Origin of the sequence: Roseateles chitinivorans (assembly GCF_050632235.1) — a bacterium.
Lineage (GTDB): Bacteria > Pseudomonadota > Gammaproteobacteria > Burkholderiales > Burkholderiaceae_C > Roseateles > Roseateles chitinivorans_A.
Map to the genome: position 1 here is coordinate 1,542,650 of NZ_CP192584.1, position 15,924 is coordinate 1,558,573.

Below are 15,924 nucleotides of genomic sequence, written 5' to 3' on the forward strand. Positions count from 1 at the left end.
ACCACTATACGCGAGGCCCCGCGGCCCGTCTGTCAGTCGCGATGCCGTCCGTGGCCGTGACCGTGGTCGCCGCGATCGCCACCGCGGTCGCCTCGATCCCAGCCCCCGCGATCACCACCCCGGTGATCGTCGCGGCGCTCGTCCCAGCGGCGGCCTTCCCAGCCGCGACGGTCATCGCGATGGTCGTGCCAGTCGCGGCGGCCGTCCCAGTCACGGCGGCCTTCCCAATCGCGGCGCGGCGGATCCCAGCGCGGCGGAGGCGGCGCGTACACCGGCATCGGATGCACGTGCGGACGGCCGTAGTACGCCGGCGCGTAGGCCCGGGAGTACCAGTCCTCGCGGACGAAATACACCTGTCTGCCGCAGGCCCCGTAGTAGCCGCAATGGCGGGCCCAGGACCGGTAATGCCCCGGGGGGACCCGCAGGTACAGCGGCGGCGCCGGCGCATAGGCGCGTTCGATCACCACCGGCTGCGCGTAGATCACGTCCGGGCGGACGTTGCCCACGTCGATGCGGCCATAGAAGCCCGGCTGCCCGACGCTGATGGACACGCCCACGTCGCCCGCGAAGGCCGCCGGCGCGCCCAGGGCGCCGGCCGTCAGCGCCACGGCGCCGAGGATGCGTTGAATCAGCTGCTTCATCGAATACCTCTTTCTGGTGCTTCCGGTTCGCTTCGCGACCTTTACCCCTGCCGGAGGTCATGGGCGAGGCGTCCGGAAAGGGCCTGCCTAGGGAAAGTATGGACAGTTAACGCGCGCTTGACGGATGCGGTGGACATCCGAGCGGTAAGCAGTTGTTGGGCGCGTCCCTAGAATCCCGCGTCCCCGCCGACCCTGCGGGGCGTGGAGCAACGATTGAAGCAATGGATCCTGACTTCCCTGGCGCTGGCGACCCTGGCGACGGGACTGGGCGTGAGCGAAGGTTCGCTGGCGCAGACAAGCACCGCCGCCACACCCGTGGCCGTGACCAACCGGCCGTTGACGCTGGAACAGCTGTTCCGCGCCGAGCCCTATCGCGGCGAGGCGGCCAAGGACGCGAAGTTCAGCGCGAGCGGACGTTACGTGGCCTACCTGTGGAACCCGTTCGGCGAGCCGGGCAGCGACCTCTACGTGCATGACACGCAGACGGGCAAGACGCTGCGCCTGACGTCGCCGACGCTGATGGCCGCGGTGGAGACGCCGGAGAACCTGGAGCGCTATGCGAAGAAGCTCCAGCAGAAGCGCGACGAGACGGCCGAGCGCCAGACGCGCGAGGAGGCGCAGGCCGCCTACCTGCGCGGCGAGGCGGTCGACCTCGAGCAATGGGAGCGCAAGGCGATCGAGGCGCTGAAGGTCGAACTGGCCGAACGCAAGGCCCGTGACGACGCCCGCAAGGCCGCCGAGAAGGCCGCGTGGGGCGACGCCGCGGTTGCGGCCGCCGCGCCGGCCTCCGGCGCCTCCGCGCCCGAGGCGAAGAAGCCCGCCAAGGATCCCAAGGACATGGCGCTGTGGGAACTGCGCGACGAGCTGAAGAAGAAGCGCGAGCGCGAGAAGCTCAAGCCCGAGGACCTGTACCCCGGCGTGTCGCAGTTCGTGTGGGCCTCCAAGGGCGAGGAACTCGTGCTGGCCTATCGCGGCCAGCTGTTGCGCTGGAAGGCCGGCAGCGAGCGCGCCGAGCCGCTGCTCGCCACCGGCCGCACGCTCAAGCCGGTGGCCTACGCGCCGGACGACCAGTTCCTGATCGTCCAGGACGAGACGCGCGTGCTGCGCGTGCGCCTGGCCACGGCCGGCATCGAGGTGATCAACCGCGAGCTGTTCAATCCGGACGACGAGGAACGCAAGTTCAAGATCGCCCAGACGGCGATGAGCGAGGACGGCCGCTGGATGGCGCTGGTGGCCAACGCGCCGCTGGTCGGTGCGGACGGCAAGCCGCTGCCCAAGCCGGGCCGGCAGGTCGAGATCATGAATTTCAACGACCGCTGGGCGACCGCGAAGAAGGTCGACCGCGAGGTCTCCGACGACAAGCGCGGCGTGCCGTCGATGGCGATCTACATCCGCAAGGTGCCGGCGCCCGGCGCCGCGCCGGAGCGCCAGCCGCAGCCGGTGTTCACGCATCCGGGCGGCGACAGCTGGTTCGAGATCTCGCCGGTGGTGTGGGCACGCGACGGCAGCGTCTACGCCTTCACGACCTTCGAGCGTGAGAAGGACCAGTTCCGCGTCTACCTGGGCAAGCCGGGCGAGGCGAAGCCGGAGATGGTGCTGGAGCGCCGCGCGCCCCTCCACCACGAGCTGGTCAACGTGATGACGCCGTCGTTCACGCCGGATTCGAAGCAGCTGGTGCTGATCCTGGCCGACAACGGCTGGCGCCAGCCCTACGCCATGAGCCTGGCGGCCGGCGCGGACCGATCGGTGAAGCCGCTGCTGACCGGTGAGTTCGAAGCCTTCCAGGTGCTGGGCCTCACGCCGGATGCGAAGACGATGTTCGTCGTCGCCAACAAGGACGATTACGCGGCGATGAACGTCTGGCGCGTGGACCTGAAGGACGGTCGCATGACCGCGCTGGGTCGCTCGCCGGACTACCACCGCAACGCGGTCGTGGCCCGCAACGGGCAGTGGGCCGCGGCGGTGGCCGGCAACTGGGCCGAGCGTCCCGAGCTCAAGCTCCTGAAGGGCCAGGCGCCCGCGGCCGGCGCGGAAGCGGGCAAGCTGCTGACGCAGAGCCACGATCCCGCCTGGGCGCAGGTCGACGTGCTGCGTCCGGAGCGCTTCAGCTTCAAGAACCGCCACGGCGACACCATCCCGGCCTACGTCTTCAAGCCGCTGGGCTGGGCGCCGAGCGACAAGCGCGCCGCGATCGTCTACACCTACGGCGGTCCGCTCAACGACCGCCACTCGGTGGAGACCGACAGCTTCCAGCCGACCGGCTACGTCTTCGCGATGTACATGGCGGCCAAGCACGGCTACGTCACGGTGACGGTGGACCCGCGCGGCCACTCCAACTACGGCGAGAAGTTCGCCGACGCCAACTGGGAGAAGCCGGGCGCGCCGCAGACCGAGGACCTCGAGGACCTGGCCGCCTACATGAAGGCCAACCTCGGCGTCGACGGCGCGCGCATCGGCCTGAACGGCTGGAGCTTCGGCGGCTTCCAGACCCAGTACACGATGTACACCAGGCCCGACCTGTTCGCCGCCGGCATCGCGGGCGCGGGTCCGACGGAATGGGAGAACTACAACAGCTGGTACAGCGGCCGCACCATCGGCAAGGTCGACCGGACCAAGCCCGTGCTGCGCAAGTACTCGCTGCTGCCGCTGGCCAAGAACCTCAGGAAGCCGCTGCTGCTGGTGCACGGGATGCAGGACCCGAACGTCCTCTACCAGGACACCGTCAACGTGTACCGCGCGCTGCTGGAGTCGGGCAAGGAAGGGCTGGTCGAGCTCTTCCTGGATCCGGACGGCGAGCACGCCCTCGGCGGCGCGGTGAAGGCCGTCGGCTGGCACCGCAAGTACGAGCAGTTCTGGCTGCGCAATCTGGGGCCGGCGCAGCAGAAGTGATCGCCGCCTGAACCGAGCGCGCGGCGAACCGGTCGCCTGCGCGCTGCATCTGGAAAGGCCCGCTTGCCATTCGGCAGCGGGCCTTTTCCATGGGCTCGGATCTCCTATAGTCCGGCGCCTTCGAGGACTGATTGCGGCTCCGATGCGCTTCTCATATCTCCGCCACGTGACGACGGTCGCCGCCCTCGGCCTGATGCCCTGGCTCGCCATCTGCCCGGCGTCCGGCCATGCCGAGCCCCAACCAGAAGTCCGTACCGGAGCCGAGACCGGGATGATGGTCTGCGCACCGCAACGACTCCGTGAACTCGCCGAGGTCTGGCATCAGGCGCGCTGGCGCGGGCTGACCGCGATGCCGCCGGAGATCGATTGGGAACGCCGGATGGTGGACTCGCTCGACGACCTCTGCGTTGCTGATCCGGTGCTTGCCGAGGACGCCTTGCGCGTCCTGCTCGCTCCGTTCCCGGAGGCTGCCATGCAGGCCAGGACGGTCGACGTGTGGTTGCGACGCATGCCGTGGGGTGTCGTCGAGTGGCGGGCCGAGGGGCGGCTCAATCCCTTTGCGGACGAACCGCCTTCCCCTCGCTTCGATGAGGTGCCGCCGCTCGCCTGGCGTTGGATGGCGGCGATCAAGTTGTGGTCGTCGCTGAAGGCGGTGTCGCGCCCGTTGTCGTTCCCCGCGACGCGGTGGGAGATGGCGTTCGACGAGGCGCTCGACGCGATGCCGGCGGCGACCTCGAAAGATCGCTATGTCGATGTGCTGCGCCACATGCTGTCCGCGCTCGACGATGGACATGCCCGGTTGATGGGGCGATGGATGCGCGCACGCAGGGGAAGGCGAGCGTCCGGCCGCGGCGCCTGCCGAGGAGGATCGACGGCCCGCCGCGCGACGGCTGTCGAAGACGGTCGGCTATCTGGACCTCTCGGCGATCGCGGATCTCGCGACGGCCGACCCGTTGCTGCACCAGGCGAAGGTGCTGATCGTCGACCTGCGTCGTTATCCGCGAGGCGGTGCGTGGGACCTCGCCGCACGGCTGCAGCAGCGGCTGATTGCCATCGGCCCGATGCATTGGGTGCCTCGCGCAGGCATTGGCGAAGGCGCCGAGATCCATCCGACGATCTTGCGGCGCGCGGACGTGCACTGGCCCGCCCGCGTGATCGCGCTCATCGGCGAAGAGACGCAGAGCCAGGGCAACTACTCCGTGCTGCTGCTCCAGTCGGTCACCCAGGTCTGCACCGTCGGCGCCAAGACCTTCGGCACCTACGGCAACATCGCCGCCGTCTCGTTGCCGGGTGGGCTGTTCGCCTCGTTCACGGCCAATGACGTGATGACGACCGATGGGCGGCTCGCTCCCGCCGACGGATTGACGCCCGACGTCGCCGTCGACAGGACCCCGGAAGACGTCGCCGCGGGTCGCGATCCGGTGCTGAGCACCGCGATGCGGGTGGCGGAGGGACGTCTTCGCTGCGTGCCGTCTCAGGGCGCCGCGACGACCGTCTTCACGCGCTCACCCGCCTTGGGCAGCGCTTCGCCGCCGTAACGGCCGTTGAGCAGCTTCAGCTGCGCCTCGGTGATCACCGAGGTCTTCGCCATCTCGGCGAAGCCACCGGCCGGGTAGGGCCGCAGTGCGACCTTCCACGGCCTGGCCAGCTTCCTGTCGTCGGCCGTCAGTGCGCGGAAGCTCTCCTCCGCCTGCGTGAGCGCGCCGCGGCGCGCCTGCAGCGTCTGCGCATCCTTGGACGCATAGACCAGCGCGTACACCGCGCCCTTGGCGCTCGTGATCAGCGTGAGCTCGGCGTTGCTGCGCTGGCCCTGCGCGTTCTTGCGCACGCCGCTGAAGTGCGTGGCCTTGAGGCCGTTGATCGTCTTCGCGTCGGTGCGGCCCTGCTCCGCGCCCCAGCGGCGCAGGATGTCGTCGTGCACGGTCCCCGCCTTCTCCGGCACCGGCTGCAGGATCAGCGCCGCGTCGCGCTGCGGGCTCATCGCCGTCAGCGTCTCGCTGCCGTTCTGCAGCGCCCAGCCGGTGGGCGCCGTCAGCGCGATGTCCAGCGACGGATGCAGGAACTGCTGGCCGCGCACCAGCCCCTGCGACGGGCTGTCGCCGAAGACCATGCCGTCGATGGCTTGCAGGAAGGCCGCACGGTTCTCGTCGACCGGCTGGCCGCCGGTGAGTTGCGCCGCCTCGTCGCGGATGCGCTGCAGACGTTGTTCATTGCTCGGGTGCGACGCCAGCCAGCTGTTGCCGGTCTGCGGCTGCCTGCCCTGCGCCCTGGCCTGGTCGGCGGCGAACTGCTCCTGGTCCTTCAGCACCTGGATCACGTCGACCATGTGCTTGGGGTCGTAGCGGTTGCGCGAGAGGTACTCGGCGCCGAGCTGGTCCGCCTGCAGTTCCTGCTCGCGGCTGTACGACGCGACGTAGCCCGCCGCGGCGTTCTGCGACACCTGCCCCGCGATGTCGGTCGCGCCGCTGACGCCGCGCGATTCCAGCACCGCGCCGAGCACCGTCGCCGCCAGCACGCCGATGCCGGCGTTCTGCTGCCGCGTCGCGCGTTGTGCACCGTGGCGCGCGGTGACGTGGCCGATCTCGTGCCCCATCACGCCCGCGAGGTCGGCCTCGTTCTCCATGTACGCGAGGATGCCCCGCGTCACGTACACATACCCGCCGGGCAGCGCGAAGGCGTTGACCTCCGGGCTGTCGAGCACGGTGAAGTGCCACTCGAGTTCCGCCCGGTGCGACTGCGCCGCCAGCTTGTTGCCCAGCGCGGTGACATAGGCCTGGAGCTTGGCGTCGTCGACGACCGAGTACTCCTTGAGTACGTCCTGATGCGCCTGGCGGCCCGTCGCGACTTCCTGCTGCGGACTCATCGCGCTGCGTTCGGTGCGGCCGGTGACGGGATTGACGACGTTGGTGCCGCAGCCGGCGATCGTCAGCAAGGCGGCGGTGGCCAGCACCGCGATCGGGAAGTTGCGCTTCATCGGAACCAGCGATGGATGAGGGGAAGGACGCCCGGTCGTTCGACCGGGCCGGTGGTCAGTCGAGCGTGCCGTTCAGGCGTTCACTCGGCCTGCGAACGCAGCGTCCATAGCGTCAGCACGCCTTCCGGCACTTCGCGGCTGAGCGCGTCGCGCCAGTGCAGGTCGGTGAGCTTCTCCTGGTCCTCGGCGCTGAGCTGGCTCTCGTCGCCGCCCAGCAGCGCGATCGGGGCCAGCGCGGCGGCCGTCTTGACGTGGTCGAACAGCGGCGTCCACGCCTCGCCGTCCTGGTCGACGCCGATCATGAAGCCGGTGCACCAGTCCTCGGCGTCCACCAACTGCTGTTCGCCTTCCTCGGCGACGCTGAAGATGGGCTCCCACTCGTCCTGCTTGGACGTCCACTGCACCGACAGGCTGTGCACGTGGCGCAGCAGCAGCAGGGCGATCTTCTTGCGCTGCTTGCCGCTGGTGAACGGGTCGCCGCCGCCCCACACCGGGCTCATCCATTCGGCGCCGGGCTTGCCGCTCAGCGGCAGCGGGCTCAGCAGCTGCGCGCTGAGGTAGCCGTCCAGCGCCTCGATGTTCATCGCGGCGTCGTTGTCCAGCTCGGACAGGAAGTCGTCCAGGTCCGACAGCTCGTCGTCGGTCAGCGGGGTGTAGAGGGCCTTGTCGGGCTGGTACTGCGGAAAGTCCATGTCGGATCCTGGAGAGTCGGGCGAGGGTCGTTGGGTGCAGCGGGTTCAGCCGTGGCGGCCGTGGCGGCTCTTGGGCTTGCGTCCGTCCATGTCGGTCAGCTGCGTCTTGAGCAGCGCCATCAGCACGCGGGCGTTGGCCTCGGTCATGACCAGCAGCGTGCTGGGCTCGATCCCGTCGACCGGCTCGCGTTCCTTGACCAGGGCGTCCAGCTTGAAGGTCACCAGGCCGCTGGTGGAGGAATTCGAGGCGCCCTTGAGCTTCTGGACTTCGATGTGATGCGTCTTCATGGGCCTCATTCTCGGCGATGACGCAGGCGCTGGATACCGGTCACCACCGCCACCAGGACGACGCCCGCCAGCAGGCCGGTGACGGCGTCGCCCAGCACTTCGACGGCCGTGCGTGCGAAGCCGCTCACGCCCATCGCCTCGACGACATGCTGGACGGCGTGGTGCAGGAAGGGCGCGCCGTGCGTCAGGATGCCGCCGCCGACCAGGAACATCGCCGCGGTGCCCGCCACCGCGAGGACCTTCATGAGCCAGGGCGCCAGCCACAGCAGGCCGCGACCCAGAGCCTGCTTCCAGGCGGCGGCCTTGCGGCTCAGCCAGAGGCCGACGTCGTCCAGCTTGACGATGCCGGCGACCAGGCCGTACACGCCGATGGTCATCAGGATGGCGATGCCGGACAGCACCAGCAGCCGGGTGGTGAACGGCGCGTCCGCCACGGTGCCCAGCGTGATCGCGATGATCTCGGCGGAGAGGATGAAGTCGGTGCGGATCGCCCCCTTGACCTTGTCGCGCTCCAGCGCGGCGAGATCGATGGCCGGGTTTTTGACCGCCTCGGACAGCGCCGCCTGATGGGCGTCATCCGCTTCGGTGTGCAGCCACTTGTGGGCCAGCTTCTCCATCCCCTCGAAGCAGAGGTAGGCGCCGCCGATCATCAGCAGCGGCGTGACCAGCCAGGGCGCCCAGGCGCTGATCGCCAGCGCGGCCGGGACCAGGATGGCCTTGTTGACCATCGAGCCCTTGAAGACGCCCCAGACCACCGGCAGTTCGCGGTCGGCGCTGACGCCGGTGACCTGCTGCGCGTTGAGCGCCAGGTCGTCGCCCAGGACCCCCGTCGTCTTCTTGGCGGCCATCTTGGAGAGCAGGGCCACGTCGTCCAGGACCGTGGTGATGTCGTCGAGCAGTGCGAGCAGGCTGGAGGCCATGGCGGAAGGATCCCGTTCCCTGAAAGTGATGATTTGTGCGAAACCCGCCTTTGTACCGCAAGCCGTCCGCCTTTCGCGCCGCGCAGGGCGGTTTCCCGACTCCCGCCGCCCCCCGTCGCCGTCACGGAATCGCCGCCGGTGGCACACTCCGGCGTCATGAAACGCCGCACCGCCTCCTTGCTGTTCGCCGCCGCGCTCGCCGCGGTGTCCGTGACCTCGGTCCACGCCGCCGATGCCGCCTCGGGACCCGGTCCCTACGACGAGCAGGCCGACGCCCGCGCCGACATCAACAATGCCGTCGCCCGTGCCGCCAAGGACGGCAAGCAGGTGCTGGTGGTCTACGGCGCCAACTGGTGCAAGGACTGCCTGGCGCTGAACAAGGGCTTCGGCGACGGCCACCTCGGTTCCGCCGTCGACAAGCGCTTCGTGACGGTCAAGGTCAACGTCGGCCGCTTCGACAAGAACGTGGACGTCGCCAACCAGATGGGCGTCACGCTGAAGAAGGGCATCCCGACCGTCGCGGTGATCGGCACCGACGGCCAGGTCCTGGGCACGACCAAGGGCGGCGAACTCGCCGACGCCCGCAACATGGGCGAAGACGCCGTGTTGAAGGTGCTGGAGTCGCTCGGCAAGAGCTGAACCGGAACCACCGGATCCATGCATAGGCAGGGATTCCGGGTTCCAGGTTTTGCTGTTGAGTCCTGACCCCCGATAGCGCTCCGGCTATCGCCACGGCTGAACCAGCAGCTCCTGCCGCACTGCAGCATGCCCGCAGGCCCCGCGATCAGGGGTCAAGTCTTGCGTCCCGGCCCGAATACGGCGCCGGGCGCTTGTCTTTTGTGCGGCCATCGCCTATTTGTTGGGCATGGCCAGGCCCCTTCGCATCGAATTCCCCGGCGCCGTCTACCACGTGGCGACGCGCGGCGACGCGCATGTCTTCACCGACGACGAGGATCGCCAGGCGATGCTCGGCCTGATCCAGCAGGCGGCGGAGCGATTCGACGCCCAGGTGCTCGCCTACGGGCTGGGCCGCGAACACTACGAACTGCTGCTGTTCACGCGGCAGGCGAACCTCTCCCGATTGATGCGCCATCTGAACGGCGTGTACACCCAGGCGCACAACCGGCGGCATGGGCAGATCGGGCACGTCTTCCAGGGGCGGTTCAAGGCGGTGCTGGTGGATCGCGAGCATCTGCTGCTCGACGCCTGCCGCTATGTGGAACTGATCGGGCGGCGTGCCGGGCTGGCGTCGTCGCCGACAGCCTGGCGTTGGAGCAGCCTCCAGGCGCACGCCGGGCTGGTGACCGCGCCCGAATGGCTGGAGGTCGACGGGCTGTGGACCAACGTGCTGGGCCGAGTGCCGCAGAACGCGGCGGATCGCCGCAAGGCGGCGCAGCGGTATCAGGCGATCGTGGAGGCCGAGCCGGATCTGGACATCTGGAGCCAGCTGAGGCACCAGATCTTCCTGGGCGATGCGGCGTTTGTGCAGCGAACCGTCCGGCTGAGCGAACACCCGCCACGCACGCCGCGTCCGCGCCGTTGGGGGGATTGGCTCAAGTCCAGCGGCAGCCGGGAAGAGGCGCTGTATCGCGCGCACACCGAAGGCGGTCAGTCGATGACCGAACTCGCGCGCGAATTGGGACTGTCTGTCTCCCGCGTAAGCCGCCTCATCGCCGGCCACGAACGGCAGCGCTGAAAGGCAGCCACTCGTCGTTGCAAATGCTCGCCGTAGCGCTGCTACGGCTCCGCTTTGCGCCTAGATTGGCAGCCTTTCAACGCTGCCGTGGCGTCAGTGCAAGGCTCTGGCCGGCGCTGCGGGGCACGCCGCCACCGAATCGTCCGACTCGGCCGCCTCGTTCCAGGCGGCTGTTGTCATGTCGCGAGCGGCGCTCAGCTGATGACAGAGTTCGGCGACACCCAGGCCGTCGGCCTGGCCTTCCGGCATCGGCAGGGCCGACACCTCGGCCGGCAGATCCGCCAGCGCACCCAGCAGCTGGAACAGCAGTTCCAGATCCGGTTCGGCGTCCGGCGCCCGCTGCTGGCGAGCCAGCCCCAGGCTGCGGCACAGGTAGAAGCAGGCTTCCGCCGCCTGATCCGACATCGCATGCGACATCGCCAGCTGTTCCAGCGACTCGGCCCGGGCCGCCTGGGCGGCCGGATCGTCCGAGCGGTCCGCCAACGCGTCCAGCGCGGCGGACGCCGGGGGACGGCGCGCATGTCGTCGTCCTGGGGCAGCAGCGGAGAAGCAGTCTTGGAGTTCGCCATAAGGATTCAGCTGGGGAACAGCGGTTCAGCCAATCAACGACACAGATCCTAGGTAGCTACCGGCAAACGCGCCTCCCACGGCTCGGGGGGAACGCTCTCCAGTTCGGCGCCGCAGCGCCGATACCCGGGAACTTGTCACACTTCGTGACACGAACAAGCCGAGCTTACGGCGTTTCATCGCTGATTTGGGTGAATCACTTCGCCTTCTTGGGACGGCTCCAGCCCGAAATCACGGTTTGTCGGCCCCGCGCCACAGCCAGGCCGCCAGGCTCGACGTCCTTGGTGATGGTCGATCCGCCGCCGATGGTGGCGCCGTCGCCCAGCGTGACCGGTGCGACCAGCACGCAGTTGGAGCCGACGTGCACGTCGGCGCCGATCGTCGTGCGGTGCTTGTTGGCGCCGTCGTAGTTGGCCGTGATACTGCCGGCGCCGTAGTTGACGCGCTCGCCGACGGTCGCGTCGCCCAGGTAGGCCAAGTGGTTGGCCTTGGCGCCCTTGGCCAGCGTCGAGTTCTTCACCTCGACGAAGTTGCCGATGTGGACCTCGGCGCCCAGTTGCGCACCGGGACGCAGCCGCGCGAACGGGCCGATCAGCGCGCCCTCGCCGATGCTGGCGCCGGCGACCTCGCCGTCGATGTGGGTGAATTCATGGATGCGGGCGTTGGCGGCGATCGTCGCGTTGCGGATCACGCAGTTGGCGCCGACGCGCACGCCGTCGCCCAGCGTCACCTGGCCTTCGAAGACACAGTTGACGTCGATCTCGACGTCCTTGCCGCAGCTCAGCGTGCCGCGCAGGTCGAAGCGCGACGGGTCGGCGAGACGGACACCGGCCGTCATCAGCGCCTCGGCCTGGACGAGCTGGAAGCGGCGCTCCAGCTGCGCCAGCTGCGACGGGCTGTTCACGCCCAGCACCTCGGTCTCGTCGCGGGTCTTCACGCCGGCGACGGCCACGCCCTCGGCCACGGCCATCGCGACGATGTCGGTCAGGTAGTACTCGCCCTGGGCGTTGTTGTTGTCGAGCTGGCCGACCCAGCGCTTCAGCGCCTCGGTCGGCGCGGCCATGATGCCGGTGTAGCACTCGCGGATGCCGCGCTGCGCGTCGCTGGCATCCTTGTGTTCGACGATGGCCTTGACCAGCTCGCCCTCGCGGACGATGCGGCCGTAGCCGGTCGGGTCGGCGTACTCGATGGTCAGCAGCACCAGCTTGTCGCCGCCGCAGGCCTCGACCAGCGCGCGCGTGGTCGCGGTGCTGATCAGCGGCGTGTCGCCGCTCAGGATCAGCGTGGTGCCGCCGGCGACCAGCGCCGGGACCGTCTGCTGGATCGCGTGGCCGGTGCCGAGCTGCGGTTCCTGGCGCACGAAGCGCAGGCCTTCGCCGCCGACGGCCGCCTCGACCTGGTCGGCGCCGTGGCCGGTGATCACGATGCGGGCCTGGGCGTCCAGCGCGGCGGTGTTGCCGAGCACGTGCTGGAGCAGCGCGCGGCCGGCCAGCTTGTGCAGCACCTTGGGCAGGCTGGACTTCATGCGGGTGCCCTTGCCCGCGGCCATGACGACGATGTTCAGCGACATAAGAAAAATCGCGGTTCCCTGGTGGAGAGACCGCGATTATCGGGGTCGCCCGCGACGCGTTTCATGGCATCACGGTGACCGGTTGTCGCCACTTGTGGGTGCCGGTCGGCGCCCGCGGGCGGAGGCCGTCCTACTTGGCCGGCGTCAGCTGCACGCTGACGCGGTGCGGCTCGGGGCGGGTCTGCGGGAAGTCGGTCAGCGAGGCCTCGAAGAGCGCGCCGAAGAGCTCCTTGCCGCCCTCGGTGAGGCCGTCGTTGGAGGCGCGCGCCTCGTACAGCGGCTCGTTGGTCTTGCGGTCGCGCAGCAGCATGGCGACCTCGCGGTCGTAGCGGCGCTCCATCATCGGATCCATCGGGTACGAGTAGCCCCAGCGGCTGTAGTACGGCCGCCACGCCGGGCCATAGCGCCAGCCCCAGTAGCTGCCGTTCCAGCGCCACCACAGCGGGTCGTCCCACGGCGCCGGGCCGGAGCGGGAGACGCGCGCGCCCAGCGACACGACGACGTCGGCCGACTTCGGGTCGGCGGACTCGGTGAAGCCGGCCTTGAGGAGCGCGCCGCGGGCGGCGTCCTCGAGCGCGGCCTGGTTGGCCTCGTTGCGCTGCTGGGATGGCAGCCGCTCGAAGGCGAAGGTGCCGGGCTGACGACCCGCCGGCCAGCTGCCGAAGGTCTGGGCGTCGGCAGTGACGGTGTTGAGGGCCGCGCAGCCGGTGAGCGACAGCGCGGCTACCGCGCCCAGGCTCAGCAGGGCGACTCGACGATTCAAGGTGAACATGGAGACCTCCAGTCGGATACCGCGACGGACCGTCGACCAGGGCAGTTGCCGCGCCCGGTGACGCCCGTCGACGCCGAAGTGCGGCGTGACAGTGCAACGATTGTGGCCCGAGCCGGTTGACCCGCGCGTGCGGAGCGCGTGAGGGCGCGGTAAGCGGCGGGTTTCTCTTCGTTGGAAAGCGCGAAGCCCGGCGCGCGGGCGCTGTACTGCCGCGGCCGCTGGCCCTCACCCCCACCCTCTCCCGCAAGCGGGAGAGGGAGCAAGAAGGGGGCTCAGTCCTCGGCGGCCGAGTAGGCCTCGCCCGCGTCGTCGACGGGGGCCGGGACTTGCCCCTTGGCACCCGGACGGACGAAGTTGACGACGCCGGTGGCTGGCGCCGGGGTGCCGCACTGCTCATCCTCGTCGAAGGCGATGTCGCCATCCGCGACTGGCGCGCCGGTCGCCTTGATGGTCTGGAACGGGAACAGCTCGCGGTCCATCATGTGCGAGGTCACGATGTTGCCCATCGCGGTGAACATGTTGTCCACGCGGCCCGGGAAGCGCTTGTCCCAGTCCTGCAGCATGGCCTTCACGGTCGCGCGCTGCAGGTTGGGCTGGCTGCCGCAGAGGTTGCACGGGATGATCGGGAACTCGCGGTGCTCGGCCCAGCGCTCCAGGTCCGATTCCTTCACATAGGCCAGCGGCCGGATGACGACGTTCTTGCCGTCGTCGCTGACCAGCTTGGCCGGCATGCCCTTCATGCGGCTGCCGAAGAACATGTTCAGCATCAGCGTGGTGACGATGTCGTCGCGGTGGTGGCCCAGCGCGATCTTGGTCGCGCCGAGCTCGCCCGCCACGCGGTACAGGATGCCGCGACGCAGGCGCGAGCACAGCGAGCAGGTCGTCTTGCCCTCGGGCACCAGGCGCTTGACGATGGAGTACGTGTCCTGCTCCTCGATGTGGAAGTCCACGCCGCGCGACTTCAGGTAGGCGGGCAGGATGTCCTCGGGGAAGCCGGGCTGCTTCTGGTCGAGGTTGACCGCCACGATGCTGAACTTGATCGGCGCGCGATCGCGCAGGTTGATCAGGATGTCCAGCAGCGAGTAGCTGTCCTTGCCGCCGGACACGCAGACCATGACCTTGTCGCCGTCCTCGATCATGTTGAAGTCGCCGATCGCCTGGCCGACCTGCCGGTGCAGGCGCTTCGAGAGCTTGTTCATCTCGTGCGCGTGCTTCTTCGCGGCGGCATCCGCCGCGGCCAGGTCAAGGCCGTCAATGGTGGTGGTCGAGTCGGTCATGTGCTGTCCTCAATGTATTCGTCAAGCAGGGCCCGCGGAACCGGCTCTGCCGGGCCGCCAGGCCCGCCCCCTCGAGGGGCGCGCGTCAGCGCGTAGGGGGTGGGACTACCAGGTGCCGCATTCGGCGGAGATGGCGACTTGGCAGTCGGGGAAGATTTCGAGCTTGGTCACCTTGATGCGCACGCCCACCACGCCGGGCAGCTTCATCAGCCGGACGCAGAGCTTGCCCAGCAGGGCCTCGAGCAGGTCGGTGTGTTCCGCGGTGCACTCGTCGATGATGATGGTGCGCACGCGGCGGTAGTCGAGCACGTGGCCGATGTCGGCGTCGCGCGAGACGATGGTCTGCGCGCCGAGGTTGATCTCGGCGTCGACCAGGATGGGCTGCGGGCCCTCGCGCTCGAAGTCGAGCACGCCGAGGTTGGCGCCGAAGCGCAGCCCGTTGATGTGGATGACCTGCCGGTTGTTGCGGCGCAGCGCCGGCGGCGGCTGCGACTCGCGCAGCGGACGCAGGAAGGATTCGATCTGCTTGGCCGCGACGACGCCGTCGCCGAGCGCGGTCTGCACGCAGGGATGCTGCCGGCCGCTGGCGTCGCCGGCAACGAACAGGCCCAGCACGCCGAAGCGCGGTTCATCGCGGAAGGGCTGCGACGGCGCGGTGACACCGGCGCGCTGCAGCGCGTCGGCGACGAGCAGCCAGGCGGACGGCGCGGGCTCGTAGCCCAGCAGCACGGCGACGTGGTCGAAGCGCTCCTCGCCGTAGGCCTTGGACGTCACGGTCACGCCGTCGGGCGAGGCGGTCACCGCGGTCGGCAGCGCCTGGGCGGGACGGCGGCGCAAACCGCTCACGCCGTCGAGCTGCTGGATCAGGTGGCTCTGCGCGCGCCATTCGGAGCGCGACCACAGCGTGACCGTGTGGCCGCGGCTGGCCAGGTACAGCGCGTTCTCGATGGCGTTGTCACCGCCGCCGAGCAGCAGCACCTTGCCGGGCGGCAGGCGGTCGCGCGCGGCGGTCAGCTCGATGGCGTCGAGCACGCGGTCGTGGCGGTCCCGCTCGGGATAGAGCGGCGCGGGATGGCGCGGCGTCAGTCCGGTGGCGAGCAGCAGCGAGCGGGCGCGCAGCGGGCGCAGGTTGCCGGTGGCGGCAGGTTCGGGCGTGTCGCCGGCCTGCGCCGCGAAGGCGGGGCCGCCGTCGAGGTAGAGCGTCCAGCCCTGTTCGGCCTGCCAGTCGAGGGTCTTGATCGTCTGGCCCAGCACGGTGTGCACGCCGGGTTGGGCGGCGGCGTGGTGGGCGTAGCGCTCGCCCAGCTCGGCCAACGATTCGCCGGGGGCGCCGAGCAGCCAGTCCTGCTTGTAGTCGAGCGGCCGCAGGCTGTCGCACAGGCGCGGGGCGCGCTCGATCAGCGCGACGCTCAGGCCCAGCTGCGTGAGCCAGCTCGCGGCGCTGCAGCCGGCCGGACCGCCGCCGATGATGGCGGCGTCGACGAGCGCGGGCAGGCTGGCGGGCAGTCGGTCTGGCGTGGGCTGGGACATGGCGGGGCGGGAAAGGCGGGCACTGCGGCGGCCGATGGGCGCCGGAGCAAACCGGGGATTATCCCGGATGGGCGCCGCAAACCCCGCCTCGGGGGCTCTCCGCGGCGC

The 15,924-nt window shown here is 69.6% G+C and carries 15 protein-coding genes and 1 pseudogene; 4 read left to right on the forward strand and 12 right to left on the reverse strand.

Going from position 1 to position 15,924, the window contains the following annotated elements; all coding sequences use genetic code 11:
• Positions 1-32: 32 nt before the first annotated feature.
• Positions 33-641 carry a hypothetical protein gene (locus ACQ859_RS06940; RefSeq protein WP_431265154.1) on the reverse strand — a complete coding sequence of 203 codons (609 nt, stop codon included), beginning with the start codon at positions 639-641 and terminating at the stop codon, positions 33-35.
• A 213-nt stretch (positions 642-854) separates the two neighbouring features.
• Between ACQ859_RS06940 and ACQ859_RS06945 the strand changes: the two genes are divergently transcribed.
• Complete coding sequence (locus ACQ859_RS06945; RefSeq protein ID WP_431265155.1) at positions 855-3,530, forward strand: prolyl oligopeptidase family serine peptidase; 2,676 nt, start codon at positions 855-857, stop codon at positions 3,528-3,530.
• A gap of 151 nt (positions 3,531-3,681) precedes the next feature.
• Here ACQ859_RS06945 and ACQ859_RS06950 read toward each other — a convergent pair whose 3' ends face one another.
• The gene (locus ACQ859_RS06950; protein WP_431265156.1) at positions 3,682-4,323 is read right to left on the reverse strand and encodes a hypothetical protein; all 642 of its coding nucleotides are present in this window, start codon (positions 4,321-4,323) and stop codon (positions 3,682-3,684) included.
• A gap of 118 nt (positions 4,324-4,441) precedes the next feature.
• Between ACQ859_RS06950 and ACQ859_RS06955 the strand changes: the two genes are divergently transcribed.
• Positions 4,442-5,068 carry a S41 family peptidase gene (locus tag ACQ859_RS06955; RefSeq protein WP_431266480.1) on the forward strand — a complete coding sequence of 209 codons (627 nt, stop codon included), beginning with the start codon at positions 4,442-4,444 and terminating at the stop codon, positions 5,066-5,068.
• On the opposite strand, the gene ACQ859_RS06960 is transcribed toward ACQ859_RS06955, so the two are convergent.
• The 4 genes from ACQ859_RS06960 to ACQ859_RS06975 all read right to left on the reverse strand — a co-directional run bounded on the left by ACQ859_RS06960 (position 5,005) and on the right by ACQ859_RS06975 (position 8,404).
• Complete coding sequence (locus tag ACQ859_RS06960) at positions 5,005-6,504, reverse strand: M48 family metalloprotease (protein WP_431265157.1); 1,500 nt, start codon at positions 6,502-6,504, stop codon at positions 5,005-5,007. The genes ACQ859_RS06955 and ACQ859_RS06960 overlap by 64 nt on opposite strands.
• 80 nt (positions 6,505-6,584) lie before the next feature.
• The gene (locus ACQ859_RS06965) at positions 6,585-7,196 is read right to left on the reverse strand and encodes a UPF0149 family protein (protein WP_431265158.1); all 612 of its coding nucleotides are present in this window, start codon (positions 7,194-7,196) and stop codon (positions 6,585-6,587) included.
• Between the two features lie 45 nt (positions 7,197-7,241).
• A complete protein-coding gene (locus tag ACQ859_RS06970) occupies positions 7,242-7,484 on the reverse strand; it encodes a hypothetical protein (RefSeq protein ID WP_088405006.1) in 243 nt (80 codons plus the stop codon).
• Positions 7,485-7,489: 5 nt separating this feature from the next.
• A complete protein-coding gene (locus ACQ859_RS06975) occupies positions 7,490-8,404 on the reverse strand; it encodes a DUF808 domain-containing protein (protein ID WP_431265159.1) in 915 nt (304 codons plus the stop codon).
• 156 nt (positions 8,405-8,560) lie between these two features.
• On the opposite strand from ACQ859_RS06975, the gene ACQ859_RS06980 reads away from it, so the two are divergent.
• A complete protein-coding gene (locus tag ACQ859_RS06980) occupies positions 8,561-9,043 on the forward strand; it encodes a thioredoxin family protein (protein ID WP_431265160.1) in 483 nt (160 codons plus the stop codon).
• A 226-nt stretch (positions 9,044-9,269) separates the two neighbouring features.
• The gene (locus tag ACQ859_RS06985; RefSeq protein ID WP_431265161.1) at positions 9,270-10,100 is read left to right on the forward strand and encodes a transposase; all 831 of its coding nucleotides are present in this window, start codon (positions 9,270-9,272) and stop codon (positions 10,098-10,100) included.
• Positions 10,101-10,193: 93 nt separating this feature from the next.
• On the opposite strand, the gene ACQ859_RS06990 is transcribed toward ACQ859_RS06985, so the two are convergent.
• From ACQ859_RS06990 to ACQ859_RS07015, 6 genes and pseudogenes are all read right to left on the reverse strand, one after another.
• The gene (locus tag ACQ859_RS06990) at positions 10,194-10,583 is read right to left on the reverse strand and encodes a hypothetical protein (protein WP_431265162.1); all 390 of its coding nucleotides are present in this window, start codon (positions 10,581-10,583) and stop codon (positions 10,194-10,196) included.
• Between the two features lie 280 nt (positions 10,584-10,863).
• Positions 10,864-12,237, reverse strand: coding sequence for a bifunctional UDP-N-acetylglucosamine diphosphorylase/glucosamine-1-phosphate N-acetyltransferase GlmU (glmU, locus tag ACQ859_RS06995; RefSeq protein WP_431265163.1), 1,374 nt, complete (start codon positions 12,235-12,237; stop codon positions 10,864-10,866).
• A gap of 130 nt (positions 12,238-12,367) precedes the next feature.
• Complete coding sequence (locus ACQ859_RS07000; protein ID WP_431265164.1) at positions 12,368-13,009, reverse strand: DUF4136 domain-containing protein; 642 nt, start codon at positions 13,007-13,009, stop codon at positions 12,368-12,370.
• A 272-nt stretch (positions 13,010-13,281) separates the two neighbouring features.
• Positions 13,282-14,286 carry a tRNA 2-thiocytidine(32) synthetase TtcA gene (gene ttcA / locus ACQ859_RS07005; protein ID WP_431265165.1) on the reverse strand — a complete coding sequence of 335 codons (1,005 nt, stop codon included), beginning with the start codon at positions 14,284-14,286 and terminating at the stop codon, positions 13,282-13,284.
• Between the two features lie 105 nt (positions 14,287-14,391).
• Positions 14,392-14,760, reverse strand: a complete 369-nt coding sequence (locus ACQ859_RS07010; protein ID WP_377161568.1) for a dihydroneopterin aldolase — start codon at positions 14,758-14,760, stop codon at positions 14,392-14,394.
• Between the two features lie 84 nt (positions 14,761-14,844).
• Positions 14,845-15,816 (reverse strand): annotated as a pseudogene (locus ACQ859_RS07015) (FAD-dependent oxidoreductase); the annotation flags it as partial.
• Positions 15,817-15,924: the final 108 nt, after the last annotated feature.

Bases quoted from the DNA above. Each gene is read 5' to 3' on its own strand.
- ACQ859_RS06940 (WP_431265154.1), bottom strand. From the start codon at position 641: ATGAAGCAGCTGATTCAACGCATCCTCGGCGCCGTGGCGCTGACGGCC.
- ACQ859_RS06950 (WP_431265156.1), bottom strand. From the start codon at position 4,323: ATGTCCATCGTCGAGCGCGGACAGCATGTGGCGCAGCACATCGACATA.
- ACQ859_RS06960 (WP_431265157.1), bottom strand. From the start codon at position 6,504: ATGAAGCGCAACTTCCCGATCGCGGTGCTGGCCACCGCCGCCTTGCTG.
- ACQ859_RS06965 (WP_431265158.1), bottom strand. From the start codon at position 7,196: ATGGACTTTCCGCAGTACCAGCCCGACAAGGCCCTCTACACCCCGCTG.
- ACQ859_RS06970 (WP_088405006.1), bottom strand. From the start codon at position 7,484: ATGAAGACGCATCACATCGAAGTCCAGAAGCTCAAGGGCGCCTCGAAT.
- ACQ859_RS06975 (WP_431265159.1), bottom strand. From the start codon at position 8,404: ATGGCCTCCAGCCTGCTCGCACTGCTCGACGACATCACCACGGTCCTG.
- ACQ859_RS06980 (WP_431265160.1), top strand. From the start codon at position 8,561: ATGAAACGCCGCACCGCCTCCTTGCTGTTCGCCGCCGCGCTCGCCGCG.
- ACQ859_RS06985 (WP_431265161.1), top strand. From the start codon at position 9,270: ATGGCCAGGCCCCTTCGCATCGAATTCCCCGGCGCCGTCTACCACGTG.
- glmU (WP_431265163.1), bottom strand. From the start codon at position 12,237: ATGTCGCTGAACATCGTCGTCATGGCCGCGGGCAAGGGCACCCGCATG.
- ACQ859_RS07000 (WP_431265164.1), bottom strand. From the start codon at position 13,009: ATGTTCACCTTGAATCGTCGAGTCGCCCTGCTGAGCCTGGGCGCGGTA.
- ttcA (WP_431265165.1), bottom strand. From the start codon at position 14,286: ATGACCGACTCGACCACCACCATTGACGGCCTTGACCTGGCCGCGGCG.